Origin of the sequence: Achromobacter sp. D10 (assembly GCF_035282245.1) — a bacterium.
Classification (GTDB): Bacteria; Pseudomonadota; Gammaproteobacteria; order Burkholderiales; family Burkholderiaceae_B; genus Achromobacter; species Achromobacter insolitus.
Genome location: NZ_JAYJLE010000001.1, coordinates 1,119,966 through 1,140,564 on the forward strand (window position 1 = coordinate 1,119,966; position 20,599 = coordinate 1,140,564).

Consider the following 20,599-nt stretch of genomic DNA (forward strand, 5'->3'; position numbering starts at 1 on the left):
AAAGGAAAATGATCAATCAGATTGCGGGCCGTCGCAAGATCGGATGGCCTAGCATCGATGCATAGTTTAGGTATTGTTTTTTTGATTGGAAAACGATATTTTTTGCTACTTAGCATCGAAAAATTTGATTGTGATCAAAGAGTTTAAGACCTTCATCGCCGTGGCGCGCGACGGCACCTTTACCGGCGCCGGCACACGGCTCGGATTGACCCAGTCCGCGGTCAGCGCCCAGATCCGGCGGTTGGAAGACTACCTGGGCGGGCCGCTGTTCGACCGCAGCGCGCGCGCCGCCGTGCTCAACGCCCATGGCCGCGAAGTGCTGCCGCAGGCCGAAGAGCTGGTTGCCATGGCCGAGCGCATGGTCACTGCCGGCGGGCCGGGCCACGTCAGCGGGTTGCTGCGCATCGGCGCTATTGCGTCTGTGCAGCAGGACCTGCTGGCGCGCGCGTTGGGCGGGTTCCGCGCGGTCTACCCGGACGTACGCGTGCGTATCGTGCCTGGCGTGTCGCTGGCGCTGCTGGGTCAGGTGGACGCGGGCGAGGTGGACATGGCCATGCTGATCAAACCGCCTTTTGCACTGCCGCCCGAGCTTGGCTGGCAGCCTCTGCTGCGCGAGCCCGTGATGCTGGCAATACCCGAATCCATGCCGGTCGCGCCCTGGCGCGAGCTGCTGGCGGAACAACCCTTCATCCGCTACGACCGCGCCTCGTTCGGCGGGCGCGTGGTGGACCTGTTCCTGAAGAAACAGCGCATTACGGTGCGCGAAGCCGTGGAACTGGACGAGATCGACGCCATCGCCAATATGGTGAGACTGGGATTGGGGGTGGCGCTGTTGCCGCAATTGCGGCGGTTGGATACGTCGGGCCTGCGGCTCCTGCCGCTGGGCGAGGCGGCCTTCCACCGCGAGATAGGGCTTATCGGGCGCCTGCCTTTCGATGCGGGCAGCGTGCACGAAAAAATGGCGGAATGCCTGGCGGCGGCGGCCGCGGTGCCTTGAAGCGGCGCGGGCGCCCCTGAGAGCGCCCGCGGTGGTATCGCGACAGCGTGTCTTACAGGCGGTCGCAGCGGACCGTAATGGGGTGGCTGCGCAGCGTGGACATCACCACGTCGTTCACTTCACCTTCCACGTCGGTGATCACGTAGCCGATCTGGCCGCGGGTCTGCAGGGTCTGGCTGACGATGTTCAGGCCGTGCTGCGCCATCAGGTTGTCCAGCGTGCCCAGCGCGCCCGGCGCGTTGCGGTGGACGTGCAGGATGCGCGTGCCGCCGGCCGGTTCCAGGTAGGGAAGTTCGGGGAAATTGACCGCGCCCTTGGTGGTGCCGGCCTGCAGGAAGCGCACCAGTTTCTCGGCCACTTCGCGGCCGATGTTCTCTTGCGATTCCTGCGTGCTGCCGCCGATGTGCGGGGTCAGGATCACGTTGGGCAGGCCGATCAGCGGGCTGGCCAGCGGCTCGTCCGCGCCCTTGGGCTCGGTCGGGAACACGTCCAGCGCGGCTCCTGCCAGATGGCCGGACTTCAGCGCCGCGTGCAGCGCGTCGATATCCACCACCGTTCCGCGCGAGGCGTTGATGAGGATGGCGCCGCGGCGCATGCGCCCGATGGTTTCCGCGTTCATGATGTTTTGGGTGGACTTGCCGCCCGGCACGTGCAGGGTCACCACATCGGCCTGTTCCAGCAGGTCGTTCAGCGTGGCGGCCGGCCGGGCATTGCCCAGCGGGAGCTTGGCTTCGACGTCGTGGTAGACCACGCGCATGCCCAGTCCTTCGGCAAGCGTGCTGATCTGCGAGCCGATATTGCCGTAGCCCACGATGCCCAAGGTCTTGCCGCGGGTCTCGAAGGCGCCCGCGGCGCTCTTGTCCCAGTGGCCCAGATGCACGCGGGCATTTTTTTCAGGAATGCGGCGCAGCAGCAGGATGGCTTCGCCCAGAACCAGTTCGGCGACCGAGCGGGTGTTCGAGAACGGCGCGTTGAACACCGGGATGCCGCGCTGCATGGCGGCGTCCAGGTCGACCTGGTTGGTGCCGATGCAGAAGCACCCTACGACGCGCAGGTCGGGGTTGCCGGAAAGCAGGGCGGCATCCAGGTGCGTGCGAGAACGAATCCCCGCCACCTGAGCGCCGCGCAGGGCTTCGCTCAGTTGCGACGCCGGCAAGGCGGCCGCATGCGTGACGATGTCGGAGTAGCCGGCGGCTTCAAAAACAGCGCGGGCGCTCGGGTGGATGTTCTCGAACAGGACGATTTGTGCCATGACTGCCTGGGGGTGGGTGAGGAATCCGTTTTATTGATTGTGGCCCATTTTTGCTGCAGTGCAAGGAGTAGCCATTGAGGCGGTGTGGATGAATTGTTTCAAGCGTCCAAATGGATCGGGCATCGTCCGTGGAGGAACGATGCCCGGATGGGACGTTGAGGATTGCGCGCTATCGATAAGCCTGGAAGACCTTGGCGCCGCCTTGCTTGTCCACCAGGACCACGTCGTGCGGCGTCTTGCGGCCGCCATATTCGGGGCCGTCCATGCCGGGAGAGCCGAGCGGCATGCCGGGCGCGGCCAGGCCCGCGGCGTCGGGCTTTTCCAGCAGCAGGCGGCGCACGTCGCTGGCGGGCACATGGCCCTCGATCGCGTAGCCTTCGACGGCCGCGGTGTGGCAGGAGCCGTAGTTGGCCATGCCGGCGTTGCGGCGGATGGGGCCAGTGTCCTGGACGTCGTGGGTGGTGACGGCGAAGCCGTTGTCGCGCATGTGCTTGACCCAATCTTCACAGCAGCCGCAGGTCGGGGTCTTCCAGACCTCGACCTTGACGGGCGTCTGGGCGGTGGCGAAGGCGGGTGCGCACAGGGCAGCGGCAAGAGCCAGGCGGCGCGTGAGACGGGGAAGGTTCATGATGCTCCGTAACGGAAATAGTGGATCCCAGCGTACTGTAGAAGAACCGGGGTGACCCGATTCTGTCTTGCACATTACGTTTTTGTAATGATCTCGGCCGATGCATGGCCTTCCGGCGCGCGCAGCGTGATGCCGACCACGGTGCCGTGCGCGCCCGAGGCCGCGTCCACCTCGCCGCCATGCATGCGCGCGATGGCGCGTACGATCGCCAGGCCCAGGCCATGGCCTTCGCTGCGTGGCGCGCGCGCCTGGCTGGCACGGAAGAAGCGGTCGAAGATGCGGGGCAGGTCGGCGGACGGGATGGGCGGGCCGGGGTTGCGCACTTCGACCCGGGCGCCCGCCGGCGAGGCCGAGCAGGCCAAGACGATTTCGCCGCCGCGAGGCGTGGCCTTGATGGCGTTGGAGATCAGGTTGGCCAGCGCGCGTCTCACCAGGCCAGCATTGGCGGCCACGGTGGCGTCGCCCATGCAGCGCAAGTGCACGCCGCTTTCTTCCAACGTGGCTTCGTAATATTCGGCCACGCGCCGCGCTTCGGCGGCCAGCGAAACCGTCGCCAGGTCCACCGCCCGCTCGCCGCGGTCGGCGCGGGCCAGGAACAGCATGTCGTTGACCAGCGTCTTCAGGTCTTCCAGTTCTTCGAGGTTGGATTCCAGAGCGTCGCGCAATTCAGCCGCATCGCGCGGCGACGACAGCATGACTTGCGTGCCATTGATCAGCGTGGCCAGCGGCGTGCGCAGTTCATGCGCCACGTCGGCATTAAAGCCTTCCATCTGCTGGTAAGCGGCCTGCAGGCGTTCCAGCGTGCGGTTGAACGACCGCACCAGCTCGTGCAATTCACGGTCGGTATCTTCCAGCGGCAGGCGCCGCGCCAGGTTGTCGGGCTGGATGCCGGCCGCCTGTTCTGACAGCCGGCGCGCCGGCGCCATGCTACGGCGCACCGCCCACGCCGCCAGCACTACCGTGGCGCCCACCCACAACGCGCAGATCAACACCAGCGCGGTGCCGTAGGCGTACAGGAACTGCGAACTGGTGCGCGTGCTGACGGCCACCGTCAACGCGGCGCCGGGCAGGATGCGGTCATTCATGGCCACCCGCAATCCGCGCATGCGGCCGCCATCGGCGGTCTGCAGCACGACCTGCCTGCCGTCTTCTGTTTCCAGCGTTTCCGGCGGCGGGCCGCCATACACGGCATGTCCCTGCGCATCCACGATCCAGATGCCGAGCTGGCCTTCGCCAGCGCGCATTTCATCGAAGGTGGCGGCCAGGTCCTGCAGGCCGCGCGCGCTGTTCTGCATGTCTATCAGGTGGTCGATCAGTTCCAGCTTGCCGCTGACCTCGGTGATTTCCTGACGCTCTACTTCGCGCTTGAGCGCCCAGAACAGCGTGGCTCCCGCCAGGCTGGACACCAGCAGCGCGATGGCTCCCAGCAGCAGGGTCAGCCGCGCCTGCATGGAGCGCACGCGCAAGGGCTTCATGCGGGACGGGATTCCAGCACGTAGCCCATTCCGCGCACCGTATGCAGCAATTTGGTGTCGTAGGGGTCGTCCAGTTTGCTGCGCAGCCGCCGCACCGCTACGTCGATGACGTTGGTGTCGCTGTCGAAATTCATGTCCCAGACCTGCTCGGCCAGCGTGGTGCGTGACAGCACCTGGCCCTGGCGGCGCAGCAGCAAGGCCAATAGATTGAACTCTTTGGCGGTCAGGTCCAGGCGGCGGCCGCCGCGTTGGGCGCGCCGGCGGGCCAGGTCCAGCTCCAGGTCGGCCAGGCGCAGCAGCGTGGGCTCTTGCGAGCGACCGCGGCGCAGCAGCGCCTGCACCCGCGCCAGCAGTTCCGAAAAGGCGAAGGGCTTGACCAGGTAATCGTCGGCGCCGCCTTCCAGCCCGCGCACGCGGTCCTCGACCGCGTCGCGCGCGGTCAGCATCAGGATGGGAGTGTCTTTCTGTTCGCGCACCGCGGCCAGCACGCCAAAGCCGTCCACGCCCGGCAGCATCACGTCCAGCACGATCAGGTCATAGACGCCTTCCAGCGCCAGATGCAGGCCGTCCACGCCGTCGCGCGCCAGGTCCACGACGTGGCTTTGTTCCGACAGCCCCTTCTTGAGGTAGTCGGCCAGTTTGGGTTCGTCTTCGATTACCAGGATGCGCATGGCGGGAAATTTACCATCCACGCCCGGCGTGGGGCTCAATGTGCCGGGCTGAAAGGCGCCCGGCCCAGCGGCGTGCTGTCGATGGCCACGCGATCGGGCGGGAAGCGCAGGGCGAACACGCTGCCCTTGCCGGGTTCGCTGGTGATCAGCAGTTCGGCGTCGTGGCGCATGGCGATGTGCTTGGTGATCGCCAGCCCCAGGCCCGTGCCGCCTACGGCGCGCGAGCGCCCGCGGTCCACGCGGTAGAAGCGCTCGGTCAGGCGGGGCAGGTGGCGAGCCGGGATGCCGATGCCGGTGTCCTGCACGCTGTAGCGCGCGCCGCCGTCGTCCTCGCGCTCCCAGCGCACGGTGATGGTGCCGCCATCGGGCGTGTAGCGCACGGCGTTGGTCAGCAGGTTGGACAGGGCGGAGGTCAACTCGGTTTCGGCGCCCAGCACGTCCAGGGTCTCGTCGACGTGCCATTCCAGCACGTGGCGGCCGCCCGAGAGCGCCTCGATCTGCTGGCGCGCCTTCTGCAGCAACGCGCCCATGTTGACGGCGCGCGGATCGCTGCCCGGCGAGGATTCGAGGGTGGACAGGGTCAGCAGGTCTTCGACGATGGCCTGCATGCGCTGCGCCTGCTCGTGCATCATGTCTATGTATTGCTCGCGCTGTTCAGCGGGCAGCGCGTCGGCGGGCATGTCGCGCAGCGTCTCCAGGAAGCCCGCCAATACCGTCAGCGGCGTGCGCAGTTCGTGCGAAACGTTGGCGACGAAATCGCGGCGGGTGGTTTCCAGGCGTTCGATCTGGGTGACGTCGCGCGTGATCAGCAGGCGCTGATTGCTGGCATAGGCGGTCAGCTGCATCATCATCAGCCGTTCCTGGCCTTGCTGCCCAAGACGCACGAGGATGGGTTCGGGCCAGGACTGGCGGTGCGCGTATTCCACGAATTCAGGCGCGCGCAGCAGGTTCAGCAGGTTGTGGCCGCGGTCGGCCGGCAGCCGCAGGCCAAGATGCTGGCGAGCCATGCGGTTGCACCAGTCGATCTGGAAATCCTCGTTCAGGGTCACCGCCCCGTCCGGCAGCGCCTGGGCGGCGGCCAGCATGCCCTGCATGGTGTTCTGGGTTTCGTTCAGTTCGCGGGCGCGGGCGCGGGTGTAGCGGTACAGCGGGGCAAGGATGTCGTCCCAGGGCCCGACCGACGCGGGGGGCGAAGTCTCCGGATGGTTGGCCCAATGGGACACCAGGTGCAGGCGCCAGCTGCGCCAGAGCAGCATGCCGGAAATGGCGATCGAGAACAGTATCCAGCCCGCCGGATCTCCTATGAGCCATTGGGCCAGCAATGCGGCGGCCGCCCACAGGGCGACCAGGACTAGGGTGCGCAGCCAGATCATCGTGCGGGAGTTTTACCGCGTGGGGAGCTGGGCCGTAAACCGGTAGCCGCTGCCGCGGACCGTTTCCACGTGTGCATCGTGGCCGCTGGGTTCCAGCGCCTTGCGCAGGCGGCGGATATGCACGTCGACCGTGCGCTCTTCCACGAAGACGTGGTCGCCCCAGACCTGGTCCAGCAACTGCGAACGCGAAAACACGCGTTCGGGGTGGGTCATGAAGAAATGCAGGAGGCGGAACTCGGTGGGGCCGATCTGCAGCGACTGGCTATTGCCGGACAGGCGATGCGTCACCGGATCCAGCTTCAGCCCGCCCACGTCGATCACGTCGTCGGTCAGCTGGGGCGCGCGGCGCCGCAGCACGGCCTTGATGCGCGCCATCAGTTCCTTGGGGGAGAACGGCTTGGTGATGTAGTCGTCGGCGCCGGCTTCCAGGCCGTCCACTTTGTCCTGCTCGGAGCCTTTGGCGGTCAGCATGATGACGGGAACGGCGCGGGTACGCTCGTCGTTGCGCAGCTTGCGCGCCATGGCCAGGCCGGACGTGCCGGGCAGCATCCAGTCAAGCAGGATCAGGTCGGGAAGCTCGGCGCGGATCAGCGTCTGGGCCTGGTCGGCGTCGAAGGCGCGCAGCACCTTATGTCCGGCGAAAGACAGGTTGACGGCGATCAGTTCCTGGATGGCGGGTTCGTCTTCGACGACGAGAATGGTGCTGGACATGGCAGATTGGGCACACTTCTGAGCGCCGGCGCGGCGCGAACATTGCGATAGTATGGCCGCAATATTTCAGGTATGTGACCGCCAGGCGCCATAGCAGGCGTCGCCCAGCCTCGCGAGGGAGCCCGATAGGCTACCATTGAACGATATATCGGGAATTCACCATGCAAAACCCCTCCGAATCGCAACATTCCGCGGATTCCGCCTCGCAATCCACCCATTTTGGCTTCCAGACGGTGCCGGAAAGCGAAAAGGCCCGCAAAGTCGCCGAAGTCTTCCATTCGGTCGCCCAGCGCTACGACATCATGAACGATTTCATGTCGGCCGGGCTGCACCGCGTCTGGAAGGCTTTCACCATCGGCCGCGCCGCCATCCGACCCGGCATGAAAGTGCTGGACATCGCCGGTGGCACGGGGGATCTGGCCAAGGCTTTCGCCAAGCGCGCCGGCCCCACGGGCGAGGTCTGGCTGACCGACATCAATGATTCCATGCTGCGCGTGGGCCGCGACCGCCTGACGGATGCCGGCCTGCTGGTTCCCGCCGCCGTGTGCGATGCCGAGCGCCTGCCATTCCCTTCGGGCTATTTCGACCGCGTCAGCGTGGCCTTCGGCCTGCGCAACATGACCCACAAGGACCGTGCCCTGGCCGAGATGACCCGGGTATTGAAGCCGGGCGGCAAGCTGCTGGTGCTGGAATTCTCGCGCGTGGCCAAGCCGCTGGCGCCCGCGTACGACTGGTATTCGTTCAATGTGCTGCCCTGGCTGGGCAAGAAGGTTGCCAAGGACGAGGCCAGCTACCGTTATCTGGCGGAATCCATCCGCATGCACCCCGACCAGGAAACCCTGGCCGACATGCTGCGCACGGCCGGACTGGAGCGGGTCCAGTACTTCAACCTGACGGCCGGCATCGCCGCCCTGCATGAAGGCGTGAAACTGGGCTGATCCGCGCCAGCCATCCGGACATTTTGCTGCCCCTGCGGGAACTTGTGGGGCGGCGTCTTGTCCGTTATTCTTACGGTATTCAGATTAATGTAAGAAAAGTCGCGACGAAGGTCCCGCGGTCCGTGGGACTTCCTGCTGCTCGGGGCGGCAGGGGCGCGAGTACGAGGGAGCAAACCTATGTCCAAATTCTGTCTTTCGCGGTTTGTCGCCGCGGCGCTGATCGCCGTTTCCGGCGCGGCACTGGTGACGGCGTCGTTTGACGCTGAAGCCCGCCGTGCCGGCGGTGGCAGCAGCGTTGGCCGACAATCCTCCAATGTGACCCAGCAACGCCAGGCGACCACGCCTCCGGCCGCTGCCAACAACACCGCTGGCGCCACCGCTGCACCGGCCGCCGCCGGCGCTGCCACGGCTGGCGCCGCGACCGCGGGCGCCGCCGCCAAGAGCGGCGCTTCGCGCTGGCTCGGCCCCATCGCCGGCATCGCCGCCGGCCTGGGTATTGCCGCGCTGCTCTCCAGCATGGGCCTGTCGGGCGCTTTCGCCGAATTCCTGTCGTCGGCGCTGCTGATCGGCCTGGTCGTTTTCGCCATCATGTTCATCGTCCGCCGTCTGCGCGGCGCTGGTCCGCGCACCGCCACCCAAGGCGCGTTCGGCGGCAACAACGCCTCGGGCCAGCAGCAGCAACAGCAACCGATGTGGCGCGAATCGCTGAAGCCGGCTCCGGCTGCTCCGGCCGCCGCTCCGGTTGCCGCCGCTGCCGCCGCGCCGGCTGCGCTGCCCAAGATGGGCGACGACAATAACTGGTTCGTGCCGGGTGACTTCGACACGCCCAACTTCCTGAAGCAGGCCAAGGAGCAATTCGTGCGCATCCAGGCCGTTTGGGACAGCGGCAGCACCGAAGGCCTGCGCGAATTCCTGACCGACGACCTGATCACCGAGCTCAAGCCGCAGCTGGCCGAGCGCGGCGCGGCGCCCAACAAGACCGAAGTGGTCCTGCTGAACGCCGAGATGCTGGGCATCGAAACCGTTTCCGACGGCCACCTCGCCAGCGTGCGCTTCTCCGGCATGCTGCGCGAAGCCCCCGGCACCGAAGCGTTCCGCTTCGAGGAAGTCTGGAATCTGTTCAAGCCGGCCAATGGCGGTTGGCTGCTCGCAGGCATCCAGCAGATCCCGGTGGATCTCGCCAGCTGAGCCTGACCGGCCGGGTCCGATTCCCGCCTCCGTTGCGGATGCCGCCAGGCATCTGTTTGAACCGGCCCTCACAGGGCCGGTTTTTCCATGTGCTTGCGCAAAACACCCATCCATCCAACCCGTTACACTCCCGATTTACCCATTAACTTCGGCAACCCCGGAAACCGGGGCTGTTGCGGACCGCCATGCTGCCTTTTCCGTTCCTGCCCACCCCCTCGCGACTGGCTGTAAGCGCGCTCAACGCCCTGTTGCGGCGTGAGGATTGGGCGCGCGACCGGCTGGCCCGGCATGCCGGCAAAACCGTGCGCTTCGCGCTCGGCGGGTTCAGCCTGGGCCTGACCATAGATAGCGAAGGCCTGGCGGCCCAGGCCGATGCGGCCGTGGTACCGGACGTGACTTTGACGGTCGCCCCTGAAAAGCTGCCGCTGCCGCGCCTAGGGGCGGACCGCGAGCAACCCGATTTCGCCGAAGCGACCCATATTTCGGGCGACGCGGCATTGGCGCAAGTGGTGGCCGACCTGTCCAAGCAGCTGCGCTGGGATCCTGAAGACGCGCTGGCCCGGGTGGTCGGCGACATCGCGGCGCTGCGCCTGGTGGGGGGCGCGCGCGCGGCCGCTGGCGGCGCGCGCACGGCAGGGCTGCGCCTGGCCGAGAACGTGTCGGAATATCTGTCCGAAGAAAGCGGCATGCTGGCGAGCCGTCCGGCGCTGGAACAATGGCGCCTGGACCTGGCCGAACTGAACGCCCGCGCCGATGCGCTGGCCCGTTCGGCGGCGGCCTTGCAAACCCGTCTGGCATCGGCCAGCGCAAAGCGGGGCGCCTGATTCATGTTCCCCTTGCTGCGCCTCTTTCGCATCATTCTGGTTTCGCTGCGCTACGGCCTGGACGAACTGGTGCTCTCCAGCTTGAACCATCCGCTGGCGACCTGCCTGCTGCGCGTCATCCGGCTTGGCACGCGCCCGCGCAAGCCGCGTGGCTTGCGTCTGCGCCTGGCGCTGGAATCGCTGGGCCCGATTTTCGTGAAGTTCGGGCAGGTGTTGTCCACCCGCCGCGACCTGATCCCGGCTGACATCGCCGACGAATTGGCCCTTTTGCAGGATCGCGTGCCGCCGTTCCCCTCGGCACAGGCGGCGGCCTGCATCGAAGCGGCGCTTGGCGCGCCGCCCGAAAAGCTGTTCGCGCAATTCGAAGTGGACCCGGTGGCTTCGGCCTCGATCGCCCAGGTGCACTTCGCCGTGCTGCACGATGGCCGCGAAGTCGCGGTGAAGGTGCTGCGCCCGGGCATGCTCAGCATCATCGAGAAGGACCTGTCGCTCTTGAAGGTGGTGGCGCGCATCATCGAGCGCCTGGGCGCCGACGGCCGCCGACTCAAGCCCCGTGAAGTCGTGGCGGAGTTCGACAAGTACCTGCACGACGAGCTGGACCTGGTGCGCGAAGCGTCCAACTGCAGCCAGTTGCGCCGCAACTTTGGCCCCGAGTCCGGCCGCGGCGACATGCTGATCGTGCCCGAGGTGATCTGGGAATACACGGCCTCGACGGTGTTCACCATGCAACGCATGTACGGCATGCCGGTGGGCCAGGTGGACCGGATGCGCGAGGCCGGCATAGACATCCCCACCCTGGCGCGCACCGGCGTGGAGATCTTTTTCACGCAGGTCTTTACCGACGGCTTTTTCCACGCCGACATGCACCCGGGCAACATCTACGTATCCGACCGCCCGGAAACGCTGGGCAGCTACATCGCCCTGGACTTCGGCATCGTGGGTTCGTTGTCCGAGTTCGACAAGAATTACCTGGCGCAGAACTTCCTGGCCTTTTTCCACCGCGACTATCGCCGCGTGGCGCAATTGCACATCGAGTCGGGCTGGGTGCCTCCCGATACGCGCGAAGAAGAATTGGAAGGCGCCGTGCGCGCAGTCTGCGAACCGTACTTTGACCGGCCGTTGTCCGAAATCTCGCTGGGGCAGGTGCTCTTGCGCCTGTTCCAGACCTCGCGCCGGTTCAACGTCGAGATCCAGCCGCAGCTGGTCCTGTTGCAGAAGACCTTGCTGAACGTCGAGGGATTGGGCCGCCAGCTCGATCCCAACCTGGATCTCTGGAAGACCGCCAAGCCCTACCTGGAACGCTGGATGCGCCAGCGCGTCGGATTCAAGGGTTTGCGGCAAAGCCTGGAAAAAGAGGCGGCGCAGTGGTCGCAGATGCTGCCCGCTTTGCCCAGGCTGGTCCATGACCACCTGAGCCGTCCCAACGTCTCGCCCGCCCTGTTGGCCGAGATGATCCAGTTGCGGAGGGCGCAGGAGCAGAACAACCGGCTGGTTGCAGCGCTGGTTGGGGTGGCGGCCGTTGCCATCGGGGTCGCGATATGGGCCTTGACCCGATAGGCGGCGCGATGATCTAGACGGTATCTGTCATGTTTCATTCATGAAACGGTCATCATAGCTTCGCGGTACACGGCGAAAAATAGCGCTGCGGTGGATGAATGCAGCGCTCCTGCCGGCAACGCGCGCGCCATTCATTAATTTCTATATCAATAGCCCCACTAGCGGGACAAATACAAGGGCAGACCATGCTTTATCCTGAACTCTTCAAGACCATGGAAGCCGTGCGCTGGAACATGGCGCATGACATTCCCTGGGGGGATTTCGATCGCAGCAAGCTCTCGGACGAGCAGGCCCACACGATCAAAATGAACGCAATCACGGAATGGGCAGCCTTGCCGGCTACCGAAATGTTCCTGCGCGACAATCGCGGCGACAGCGATTTCTGCGCGTTCATGTCGGTTTGGTTCTTTGAAGAGCAGAAGCATTCGCTGGTGCTGATCGAGTACCTGCGCCGCTTCCGGCCGGACCTGGTGCCCACCGAGGAAGAACTGCACAACGTGCGCTTCGAGTTCGATGCCGCGCCTGAACTGGAAACCCTGATGCTGCATTTCTGCGGCGAGGTCCGCCTGAACCACTGGTATCGCCGCGCCGCCGAATGGCATACGGAACCCGTCATCAAGGCCATTTACAAGACGGTGGCCCAGGACGAGGCCCGCCATGCTGGCGCTTATCTGCAGTACATGCGCCGCGCGCTGCATGACCGCGGCCAGGACACAAGCGAGCAGGCCCGCCTGGCTTTCTCCAAGATCGGCGTGCTGATGGCTTCTGCCGGCCGTACGCAGCAGGCCCTGCACCCGACCAACCTGCACGTGAACAAGGAACTGTTCCCCAACGATACGGTGCAGTCGCGCCTGCCGGAACCGGGCTGGCTGGAGCACTGGCTGGACACGCAGATCCGTTTTGACGGCGTGTGGGAGCAGAAGGTCGCGACCCGCATCCTGCATATCCTGTCCAAGCTGATGGATCGCAGCTTCGAAACCGTGAAGGACCTGAACCGTTACCGCAAGGAAATGACGGCCCTGATCGTGCCGAAGGAAAAGCAGATCATCCTGGGCGGCGCCTGAGCCGGGGCGATACAATCGCCGCATGCCTGCCGCCCGTTTCGAATCCAAGGTCCTGTCCCGCGACGAATGCGTCGCCGCTGTCGCCGCCGGCCGTTTTCCGCGGCCGCTGGTGTTTACCAACGGCGTCTTCGACATCCTGCACCGGGGCCATGCAACCTACCTCGATCAGGCCGCCCAGCTGGGCGCGACCCTGATCGTGGCGGTGAACACCGACGAGTCGGTGCGCCGCCTGGGCAAGGGCGCGGAGCGCCCGCTCAACCGCATGGAAGACCGCGCCGCCTTGCTGGCCGCGCTGGGTTTCGTGACCGTGGTCACGTCCTTTCATGAAGACACGCCCGAGGCCCTGATCGGGCAGCTCAGGCCCGACCTGATCGTCAAGGGCGGCGATTACGACATGGAAAAGCTGCCCGAGACCGCCCTGGTCAAGACCTGGGGCGGCCGCGCGGTGGCAATTCCATTCGAGTTCGAGCGCTCCACTACCGCGCTCGTGAAGAAAATCCAGAACCAGTAAGGCTGGGGGCCCCAGCCGGCGGGTCAGCGCGGTTCCCGCAGCAAGCGGTTGATCGCTTCCAGGTCCGTTTCTGCCAGGATGCCGCTGGTGGCCTTCAGGCGCAGGCTGGCGAGGACGGTGCTGTAACGCGCCAGGGCCAGGTCGCGCTGCGTGGCGTAGAGCTGTTGCTGGGCATTGAGCACATCCAGGTTGATGCGCACGCCGACCTCGTAGCCGGTGCGGTTGGCCTCGACCGCGGCGCGGCTGGATTTTTCACCGGCCTCAAGCGCCTGGATGCGGGCCAGGCCGCTGGTGACGCCGGTGTAGTACTGGCGCGCGGCCTGGACAGCCTGGCGGCGCGCGGCCTCGTAGTCGTGGCGTGCTTTCTGTTCCAGCTGGACCTTTTCCGTCACTTGCGAAGAGACGCCGCCGCCTGCATACAGCGGAATCGACAGCACGACGCCGATCGTGTTGTCGATCGGTTTGCCTGGCGCGGCGTTGCCCATGACCGCATCGCTGGCGCTGCCGCTGGTGGCCCGCAGGTTCAGCGTGGGATAGTGGCCGCTCTTGGCGATCTGGATCTCGCGCCCGGCGATGCGGGTGGACAGCTGGGCCCGCAGCACATCCAGGCTGGCTGCCTCGGCCTGATTGCTCCAGTCGGCCACGCGCGCGGGTTGCGGCGCGGGCAGTTGCACGCCGTAGGGCAGTTCGGCCAGCGCGCCCGGGGCCGTGCCGATGATCTTGGCCAGCTCGTCGCGGCGGACATCCAGATCGTTCTGCAGGCGCAATTCCTGGGCTACCACCAGGTCGTAGCGCGCCTGGGCCTCGTAGGTGTCTGTGATCGTCGCGTTACCCAGCTCGAAATTGCGCTTGGCGGATTCGAGCTGCCCGGCCACGGCGGCCTTTTCGGCCTCGGTGGCGGTCAGCGTGTCCTGAGCGTAGAGCACGTTGAAGTAGGCATCCGCCACGCGCAGCAAAAGGTCCTGGAAGGCCTGCTGCAGCTGCACCTCGACGTCCGCGACGATCAGCTTGGATTGCTCGAAATTCTGCCAGCGGCCCCAGTCGAACAAGGGTTGGGTCAGGGACAGGTCCCAGACGGCGCGTCCGCCGCTGTAGGCGACGCCCAGGCCTCGGGTGCTGCGGGTTTCCTGGTAGGCGCCGCCCGCTTCGGCGGAGATCAGGGGCAGGAGCAGGGAGCGGGCCTGGGGTTCTTTTTCCAGGCCGGCGCGGTAGTTGGCGCGGGCGGCGGCGTAGATCGGGTCATGGACCAGCGCGGACTGCCAGATCTGGATCAGGTTCTGCGCGCGGACGGGCGACGTGCCGACGATTGCGGCGCAGGTAAAAACCAGTAAAGCCGTTAGCAATCGGACACGCATGATGGTCAACGATACGCCGGGCCGCCCGGGCCGCTGCCGCCGTGATGGCGGGGCGGGCGCCCGGCGGCAGGGTTGAGGGTCAGAACTTGAACTGGGAGACCGCGACGCCGCGCAGCGGCTTGATGACGGTTTCGAACAGGTTCACGGTTTCGAAGCTGGCCGCGGTGGTGCGGGTAATGCGACAGGCGGTCATGATGGGGGCCTGGCCCACGACCACGACGAGGCGGCCGCCCACGCGCAGCTGGTACTTCAGCGCATCGGGAACGGTCGGCACGGAGCCGGTGACCAGAATGGCGTCGTACTCGGTGGAGCCCCAGCCGTTGCGGGCATCGCCGGTTTCAACCTTGACGTTGGTGACGTTGTTCATCTGCAGGTTCTGCTGGGCGAACGTCACCAGGCGGCTGTCGATCTCGACCGAGGTGACTTGCTGCGCCAGATAGCCCAGCAGCGCGGCCTGGTAGCCGGAGCCGGTGCCGATTTCCAGGACACAGTCGGACTTGGTCAGCAGCAATTCTTGCGCGAGGCGGGCTTCCACCTTGGGCGCCAGCATGTTTTGGCGGGTGTTGACCGCATTGATCTCAAGCGGCAGTTCCAGGTCGGAAAACGCCAGCGCGCGCAGGGCCGGCGGAACGAATTGTTCGCGGCGCACGTCGAACAGCGCTTGCAGCACGTTGGCGTCCAGAACGTCCCACGGGCGGATCTGCTGTTCCACCATGTTGAAGCGGGCTTGTTCTACGTCGGGCAGGGTCGAAGCGTTCATGACGGTCAGAAAAAACAGAGGAATCAACAGACCATTGTACCGATTCGTAGCGTACTGTGACGCGCCGCCCCGCCGACAGATGTTTCAGGCGCCGCCCGGGACTACCACCAGGCGTGGAAGTGGTGCACCGGGCCGTGGCCGGAACCTACCGAAAGGCGCTCCGCGTGGCGGATGGCCTCGGTCAGATAGGCCTTGGCGCGGCGCGCTGCCTCGGGTACGTCCCCGGTTTGCGGCAGCAGGGCGGCCAGCGCCGCCGACAGGGTGCAGCCGGTGCCGTGCGTATTGACGGTTTCAATGCGGTGGCCAGGCAGCTCGATCATGCGGTCGCCATCGTGCAGCAGATCGATGGTGTCGTTGCCCGGCAGGTGGCCACCCTTGACCAGCACCCAGCGTTCGCCTGAATGCGCCAGCTTGTTGCGCAGGCGTTCGGCCACGCGCCGCATTTCCTTGACGGTTTCGACCGGGCGTTCTTCCAGCAGCACGCCGGCCTCGGGCAGGTTGGGCGTCAGCAGCGTGGCCTGGGGCAGCAGGGCTTCGCGCATGGCGCCCACGGCGTCGCGTTCCAGCAGCAGGTCGCCGCTCTTGGCCACCATGACCGGATCCAGCACCACGTGGGCGGGGGCCCATTTGGCGAGCTTCTCGGCCACCACCTGGATGACCGGCTGCTGGCCCAGCATGCCGATCTTGACTGCGTCGATGCGTACGTCCGCGAACAGCGTGTCGATCTGCTGGCCGACAAAGGCCGGCTGGACCGCCGAGATGCCGGTGACGCCCTGGGTGTTCTGCGCCGTCAACGCGGCGATCACCGCGCAGCCGTAGGCGCCCAGCGCGCTCATCGCCTTGACGTCGGCCAGTATGCCGGCACCGCCGGACGGGTCGACGCCGGCGATCGTCAGTGCGTTGGGAATGGGGCGGCCGCTGGCGGCCTGTTGGCGGCTGCTCATTTGGGGGCGCCGGCCGTGATCAGGCCTTCGGTGGGGGAACTGGGGGCGCCGCTATACAGCTTCTTGGGCATCCGGCCGGCCAGGAAGGCCTCGCGGCCGGCTTCCACGCCCTTCTTCATGGCGCTGGCCATGAGGATGGGATCGCGCGCACCGGCGATGGCGGTGTTCATCAGGACGGCGTCGCAGCCCAGTTCCATGGCGATGGCCGCGTCCGAGGCGGTGCCCACGCCGGCGTCCACCACGATGGGCACGCGGGCCTGCTCGATGATCAGGCGCAGGTTCCAGGGGTTCAGGATGCCCATGCCAGAGCCGATCAGCGAGGCCAGCGGCATCACGGCGACAGCGCCCAGGTCTTCCAGCATGCGGCACTGGATGGGGTCGTCGGTGCAATACACCATGACCTTGAAGCCGTCGTCCACGAGCGTCTTGGTGGCCTTGAGGGTTTCGGGCATGTTGGGGAACAGGGTGTGCGGGTCGCCCAGCACTTCCAGCTTCACCAGGTCGTGGCCGTCCAGCAGCTCGCGCGCCAGGCGCAGCGTGCGTACGGCGTCGTCGGCGCTATAGCAGCCGGCGGTATTGGGCAGCAGCGTGAATTTCGACGGCGGGACGTAGTCCAGCAGGTTCGGTTCGCCCGCGTTCTGGCCGATATTGGTGCGGCGGATCGCGACGGTGACGATCTCGGTGCCGCTGGCGTCCAGCGCAGCGCGGGTCTGTTCAAAGTCCTTGTACTTGCCGGTGCCGACGAGCAGGCGCGACGAGTAGGCGCGGCCGGCGATGGTGAGAGTGTCTTGAGTGGTCATGGCGGAGGTTCAAAGGGCGGGTGCGCACGATGCGAGGCCCGCGGGGACTGGCGATTCGTTGCTCGAATGATAAAGCACGCGGCAGCGCGGCAGATGCGGCCGGTGAAATGTGGCGTTCCACTATTTGAAGATCACGGCATGCGCACCGGATGGTCAGCGCAACCGGTCCAGATCGGCGCAGATCGCTTCGGCGGCGTCGATCAGGCGCGGGCCCGGTCGGTACAGGGCATCGGCATCCACACCGTACACGTGGCCCAACCGGGCAGCGGGCAGCCCAAGCGCCTGCCAGGCGGCCAGGTTGCGGGCGGCGTCCTCCGGGCGGGATATCCCCGCCAGCACCGCCTCGGGCCGGGCCGCCAGCACGCTTTCCAGCGAGACCTGGGGCGCCACCACAGGCGCCTGGCCGAAGACATTGACGCCGCCGCAGACGCGCAGGGCGTCGCTGACGATGCTGCTGTCGTTCAGGGTGTAGATGGGATCCAGCCCCGCCTGCACGAAGACGCGCACGGGGCGGCGGCCCGCATAGCGCGCGGCCAGAGCCTCCAGGCGAGCGCGCAGGGCCTGCGCGGCGGGCCGCGCCTGCGCTTCGGTGCCGAACAGCGCGCCCATGCGTTCGACCGCGTCGGGGATGGCGGCCAGGGTCAGCGGGTCGCTATAGAACACCGGTACGCCCAGCTTGTCCATCACCCGGGCCAGGGGCGCGGCAGCGCCGGGCTGCCAGGCGATCAGCAGGTCGGGGCGGACCGCCGCCACGCGCTCGGGATCCGGTTGGGTGCCGTCCCCGATGACGGGCAGTTGGCGGGCGGCGGGCGGATAGTCACTGCCGCGGATGGTGGCAATGACGTGGTCGCCGGCGCCTGCCGCATAGACGAGTTCGGTTGCATGCGGGGCCAGGGTGACGGCGCGGCGCGCGGGCGCGGCCAGCGAGATCGTGCGGCCCTGGTCGTCGCGGACCTGTACGGCGGTGCCTGCGGCCGGGCCAGCCACGGCAGGGTTAGCTGCAAGGCCTGCCACAAGCCCCACGGCTAGGCCCGCGGCCAGCCGCGAGCCCAGGGCCTGGAACAGCCCCGGTTCAACGTGTGGGTAGGCGTTTGCGTGGATCATGCCGGAAGCCGATATAGCCAGCGGGGAACGCCGACTATATCGGAATGCCGCGATCAGTAGCGCAGCGTGAGCGACGCGTAGAAATTGCGGCCAGGAGCGGGGTACAGGCTGTAGTTGGCGACCGGGCCCAGCATTTCGAACGACGCGTTGCCGCCGCGGATGCCGTAGGTGGCGTACTGGCGGTCGAAGATGTTGTTCACGCCGATGGCGCCTTCGATATTGCGCGTGAACTTGTAGGCCACTTTGGTGTTGAACAGTACGTAGGCATCCAGCTCCTTGGCGAACTGGTTGGCCTGGTCGTTGTCCATGCGCGACTTGCCGACATACTGCGCCGTGACGTTCCACAGGAACGCATCGGTGGGGCGCCAGGTCACGCCGGCATTCGCCAGCCACTTGGGCGCCAGCGGCACGGTCTTGCCCGACAGGTCCACGCCGGCATAGGTGCCGGAGCGGAACTGCGCTTCCATCCAGGTCAGGTTCGCATCCAGCGTGAGGCTGCTGGAAATCGCGGTGTGGCCTTCCAGTTCGATGCCTTGGCGGCGGGTCGGGTCCAGGTTGGTATTGGCGCCGGTGCCCGGGCCCCAGATGCCGTCGGCCAGCGGGTTGTACTGGATCTCATTGGTCAGGTCATAGCGGAAGTACGACAGGCGCGCGCTGCTGCTGGCCGATTGCCAGGTCACGCCGATTTCCTTGTCGGTGGACGTTTGCGGGGCCAGCGGGGTCTGCACCGACAGCAGTTCGTCGGCGTTGGGCAGGCGGAAGCTGCGGCCGACCTTGCCGTACACGCCGAAGCCGGCGGGCAGGTCCTGGCGCACGCCCAGCTGCCAGGCGGTCAGGTGATTGCTGCGGTCTGACGCCGTGCCCGAACCGGAAATCACGTCCAGGTCGTCGGACGCGTACTGGCGGCGCACGCCGGCCGTCACGTAGGTAGTGTCGGTGGCGCGGACCTGGCCTTCGGCGAACAGGCCATATTGATGCTGGCGAGACTGCCACTTCGACGGCTGGAAGTCGTAATAGGCATTCTGGTTGGCGGTGGTCTTGGCTTCCTGGCCATCGGCCCCGAAGACGATGCTGTGGCCGCCGGTGATCGGCAGGCGGTAGCGCAGGCTGGCGATGTTCTCTTCCAGCTTCTGGTCACGCAGGATGTCGCCGAAGCCGTCGTACGTCAGGCCGTCCAGCTTCTTTTCGCGGGTCGACAGGTCGGCGTACAGCGTGCCGGCGCCGATCGCCTGCTCCAGTTGCAGGCCGAAGGTGGTCGTGGTGGTCTTGACGTAATCGATGTCGTTCTTCGAGCCGCGCGGATCGTCCTGGTACTCGTTCAGCCCCGTCGTCGGGTTGATCGTGCGCGGGCCGGGCAACTCCAGCTTCTGCGTGGTGGTGCGGCCGTACAGGCGGATCGAGCCGTCGTCATGGCGGAACGTGATGCCGCCGCCGCCACCTTCGCGGCGCTCGCCGCTGTGATCGCGGTAGCCATCGCTGTGCAGCGATTGCATATAGGCGTCTACGCCGACTTTTTCATTGTTCATGGCCACGGCGGCGTCGTACTGGCGCAGGCCGTAGCTGCCGAAGGTGGCGGTGGCGCGGGCACTGACCGGCTCCTTGGCGAAATCCGAACGGGTGATGATGTTGATTACCCCGCCGGTGGTGCCGCCGCCATACTGCACTGAGCCGCTGCCGCGCACGATCTCTATGCGCTCGACCTGGTCCAGCGGCACCACGCCCAGGCTGGGAGCCGACAGGTCGTTGGTGTTCTGCTTCACGCCGTCGATCAGGATCAGCGTATTGCTCGCGCCGGTGATGCCGAAACCGCGCAGGTCGACGATGGAATTGTCGCTGGAGCTGCTGGTGTTGATCAGGTGGATGCCAGCCTGGGTCGACAGCAGGTCCTGCATGGTGCGGGCGCTAGCCGCGGCGATGTCCTCGGCGGTGATGACCGAAATGGACACCGGCAGTGTGCGGCCGTCGGTCGGCACGCGCTGGGCGGTGACAGTGATGGCGTCGAGCTGGGGAGGGGTGGAGGCGGCTTGCTGGGCGGCGGCGACGGCCGGAGCGGAGCAGAGCAGGGCGCCGGCGTAGCGCCGGATGGAGCGGGTTTTCATCTACGTAACCTCGATGCGACCCGCGACCCCGCAGGTCATTCACGATGGGGAGGAGGTCCAAGCCGCGGCGGGCCGGTGAGGGCCTGGCGGCAATGCATGGGCATCCTGGCGATCGAACAGGCCGGTATCGGGCTGCCATGGGCGCATTGCGCGCATGGGGACCGTTGCGGGGGCAGCACAGGCTGGAGCCAGGGTTGCCGGCGCCTTGTGGGGCCGCAGTCCTGGGAGGTCTTCCTGTTTCCCGTTTACCTTTCGCACGCGGCCGGCAAGTGTTGCGTTCTTGCCTGCCCTTTGCGCCGAAAGCACCGGTTCGGGGCCGAAACTGTATCACCGGGAGGCGGAAATAGG

At 66.4% G+C, this 20,599-nt stretch carries 19 protein-coding genes and 1 riboswitch; of the genes, 7 read left to right on the top strand and 12 right to left on the bottom strand.

What is annotated here, in order from left to right:
- The first annotated feature begins 130 nt into the window (after positions 1-130).
- Positions 131-997, top strand: a complete 867-nt coding sequence (locus VCS63_RS05400; protein WP_323878789.1) for a LysR family transcriptional regulator — start codon at positions 131-133, stop codon at positions 995-997.
- Positions 998-1,049: 52 nt separating this feature from the next.
- On the opposite strand, the gene serA is transcribed toward VCS63_RS05400, so the two are convergent.
- The 6 genes from serA to phoB all read right to left on the bottom strand — a co-directional run bounded on the left by serA (position 1,050) and on the right by phoB (position 7,107).
- Positions 1,050-2,249: a phosphoglycerate dehydrogenase gene (gene serA / locus VCS63_RS05405; protein WP_063639348.1), complete on the bottom strand. Its 1,200-nt coding sequence runs from the start codon at positions 2,247-2,249 to the stop codon at positions 1,050-1,052.
- A gap of 169 nt (positions 2,250-2,418) precedes the next feature.
- Positions 2,419-2,877 (bottom strand): DUF411 domain-containing protein, encoded by a 459-nt coding sequence (locus VCS63_RS05410; RefSeq protein WP_042795498.1) that lies wholly within the window; start codon positions 2,875-2,877, stop codon positions 2,419-2,421.
- 74 nt (positions 2,878-2,951) lie between these two features.
- The gene (locus VCS63_RS05415; protein WP_323878793.1) at positions 2,952-4,352 is read right to left on the bottom strand and encodes a heavy metal sensor histidine kinase; all 1,401 of its coding nucleotides are present in this window, start codon (positions 4,350-4,352) and stop codon (positions 2,952-2,954) included.
- Positions 4,349-5,023 carry a heavy metal response regulator transcription factor gene (locus tag VCS63_RS05420; RefSeq protein ID WP_042795496.1) on the bottom strand — a complete coding sequence of 225 codons (675 nt, stop codon included), beginning with the start codon at positions 5,021-5,023 and terminating at the stop codon, positions 4,349-4,351. Before VCS63_RS05420 ends, VCS63_RS05415 begins: the two co-directional genes overlap by 4 nt.
- 35 nt (positions 5,024-5,058) lie before the next feature.
- The gene (gene phoR, locus VCS63_RS05425; protein WP_063639349.1) at positions 5,059-6,396 is read right to left on the bottom strand and encodes a phosphate regulon sensor histidine kinase PhoR; all 1,338 of its coding nucleotides are present in this window, start codon (positions 6,394-6,396) and stop codon (positions 5,059-5,061) included.
- 12 nt (positions 6,397-6,408) lie between these two features.
- Complete coding sequence (gene phoB, locus VCS63_RS05430; RefSeq protein ID WP_006227196.1) at positions 6,409-7,107, bottom strand: phosphate regulon transcriptional regulator PhoB; 699 nt, start codon at positions 7,105-7,107, stop codon at positions 6,409-6,411.
- Positions 7,108-7,268: 161 nt separating this feature from the next.
- Here phoB and ubiE point away from each other — a divergent pair, with 161 nt between their 5' ends.
- The 6 genes from ubiE (at position 7,269) to VCS63_RS05460 (ending at position 13,189) form a co-directional block, all read left to right on the top strand.
- Positions 7,269-8,045, top strand: a complete 777-nt coding sequence (gene ubiE / locus VCS63_RS05435; protein WP_042795495.1) for a bifunctional demethylmenaquinone methyltransferase/2-methoxy-6-polyprenyl-1,4-benzoquinol methylase UbiE — start codon at positions 7,269-7,271, stop codon at positions 8,043-8,045.
- Positions 8,046-8,222: 177 nt separating this feature from the next.
- On the top strand, positions 8,223-9,233 hold the full coding sequence (locus VCS63_RS05440; RefSeq protein ID WP_063639350.1) for a Tim44 domain-containing protein: 1,011 nt from the start codon (positions 8,223-8,225) through the stop codon (positions 9,231-9,233).
- A gap of 185 nt (positions 9,234-9,418) precedes the next feature.
- Positions 9,419-10,057: a ubiquinone biosynthesis accessory factor UbiJ gene (locus VCS63_RS05445; RefSeq protein WP_042795493.1), complete on the top strand. Its 639-nt coding sequence runs from the start codon at positions 9,419-9,421 to the stop codon at positions 10,055-10,057.
- Positions 10,058-10,060: 3 nt separating this feature from the next.
- Positions 10,061-11,614 (top strand): ubiquinone biosynthesis regulatory protein kinase UbiB, encoded by a 1,554-nt coding sequence (gene ubiB, locus VCS63_RS05450; protein ID WP_042795492.1) that lies wholly within the window; start codon positions 10,061-10,063, stop codon positions 11,612-11,614.
- A gap of 185 nt (positions 11,615-11,799) precedes the next feature.
- Entirely contained in the window at positions 11,800-12,678 is an 879-nt protein-coding gene (locus tag VCS63_RS05455) for a ferritin (protein WP_042795491.1), read from the top strand.
- A gap of 22 nt (positions 12,679-12,700) precedes the next feature.
- Positions 12,701-13,189: an adenylyltransferase/cytidyltransferase family protein gene (locus tag VCS63_RS05460; RefSeq protein WP_063960437.1), complete on the top strand. Its 489-nt coding sequence runs from the start codon at positions 12,701-12,703 to the stop codon at positions 13,187-13,189.
- Positions 13,190-13,212: 23 nt separating this feature from the next.
- Here VCS63_RS05460 and VCS63_RS05465 read toward each other — a convergent pair whose 3' ends face one another.
- From VCS63_RS05465 to VCS63_RS05490, 6 genes are all read right to left on the bottom strand, one after another.
- Positions 13,213-14,544, bottom strand: coding sequence for a TolC family outer membrane protein (locus VCS63_RS05465; RefSeq protein ID WP_112967202.1), 1,332 nt, complete (start codon positions 14,542-14,544; stop codon positions 13,213-13,215).
- Positions 14,545-14,623: 79 nt separating this feature from the next.
- Positions 14,624-15,304: a protein-L-isoaspartate O-methyltransferase family protein gene (locus VCS63_RS05470; RefSeq protein ID WP_042795490.1), complete on the bottom strand. Its 681-nt coding sequence runs from the start codon at positions 15,302-15,304 to the stop codon at positions 14,624-14,626.
- A gap of 101 nt (positions 15,305-15,405) precedes the next feature.
- The gene (gene thiD, locus VCS63_RS05475; protein ID WP_063639352.1) at positions 15,406-16,248 is read right to left on the bottom strand and encodes a bifunctional hydroxymethylpyrimidine kinase/phosphomethylpyrimidine kinase; all 843 of its coding nucleotides are present in this window, start codon (positions 16,246-16,248) and stop codon (positions 15,406-15,408) included.
- A complete protein-coding gene (locus tag VCS63_RS05480; RefSeq protein ID WP_063639353.1) occupies positions 16,245-17,048 on the bottom strand; it encodes a thiazole synthase in 804 nt (267 codons plus the stop codon). The genes thiD and VCS63_RS05480 overlap by 4 nt, the downstream gene beginning before the upstream one ends.
- Before the next feature lie 153 nt (positions 17,049-17,201).
- Complete coding sequence (locus tag VCS63_RS05485; RefSeq protein WP_112966934.1) at positions 17,202-18,152, bottom strand: cobalamin-binding protein; 951 nt, start codon at positions 18,150-18,152, stop codon at positions 17,202-17,204.
- Between the two features lie 53 nt (positions 18,153-18,205).
- A complete protein-coding gene (locus VCS63_RS05490; protein ID WP_042795486.1) occupies positions 18,206-20,251 on the bottom strand; it encodes a TonB-dependent receptor in 2,046 nt (681 codons plus the stop codon).
- 101 nt (positions 20,252-20,352) lie between these two features.
- Positions 20,353-20,533: riboswitch (cobalamin riboswitch) on the bottom strand.
- Positions 20,534-20,599 lie beyond the last annotated feature (66 nt).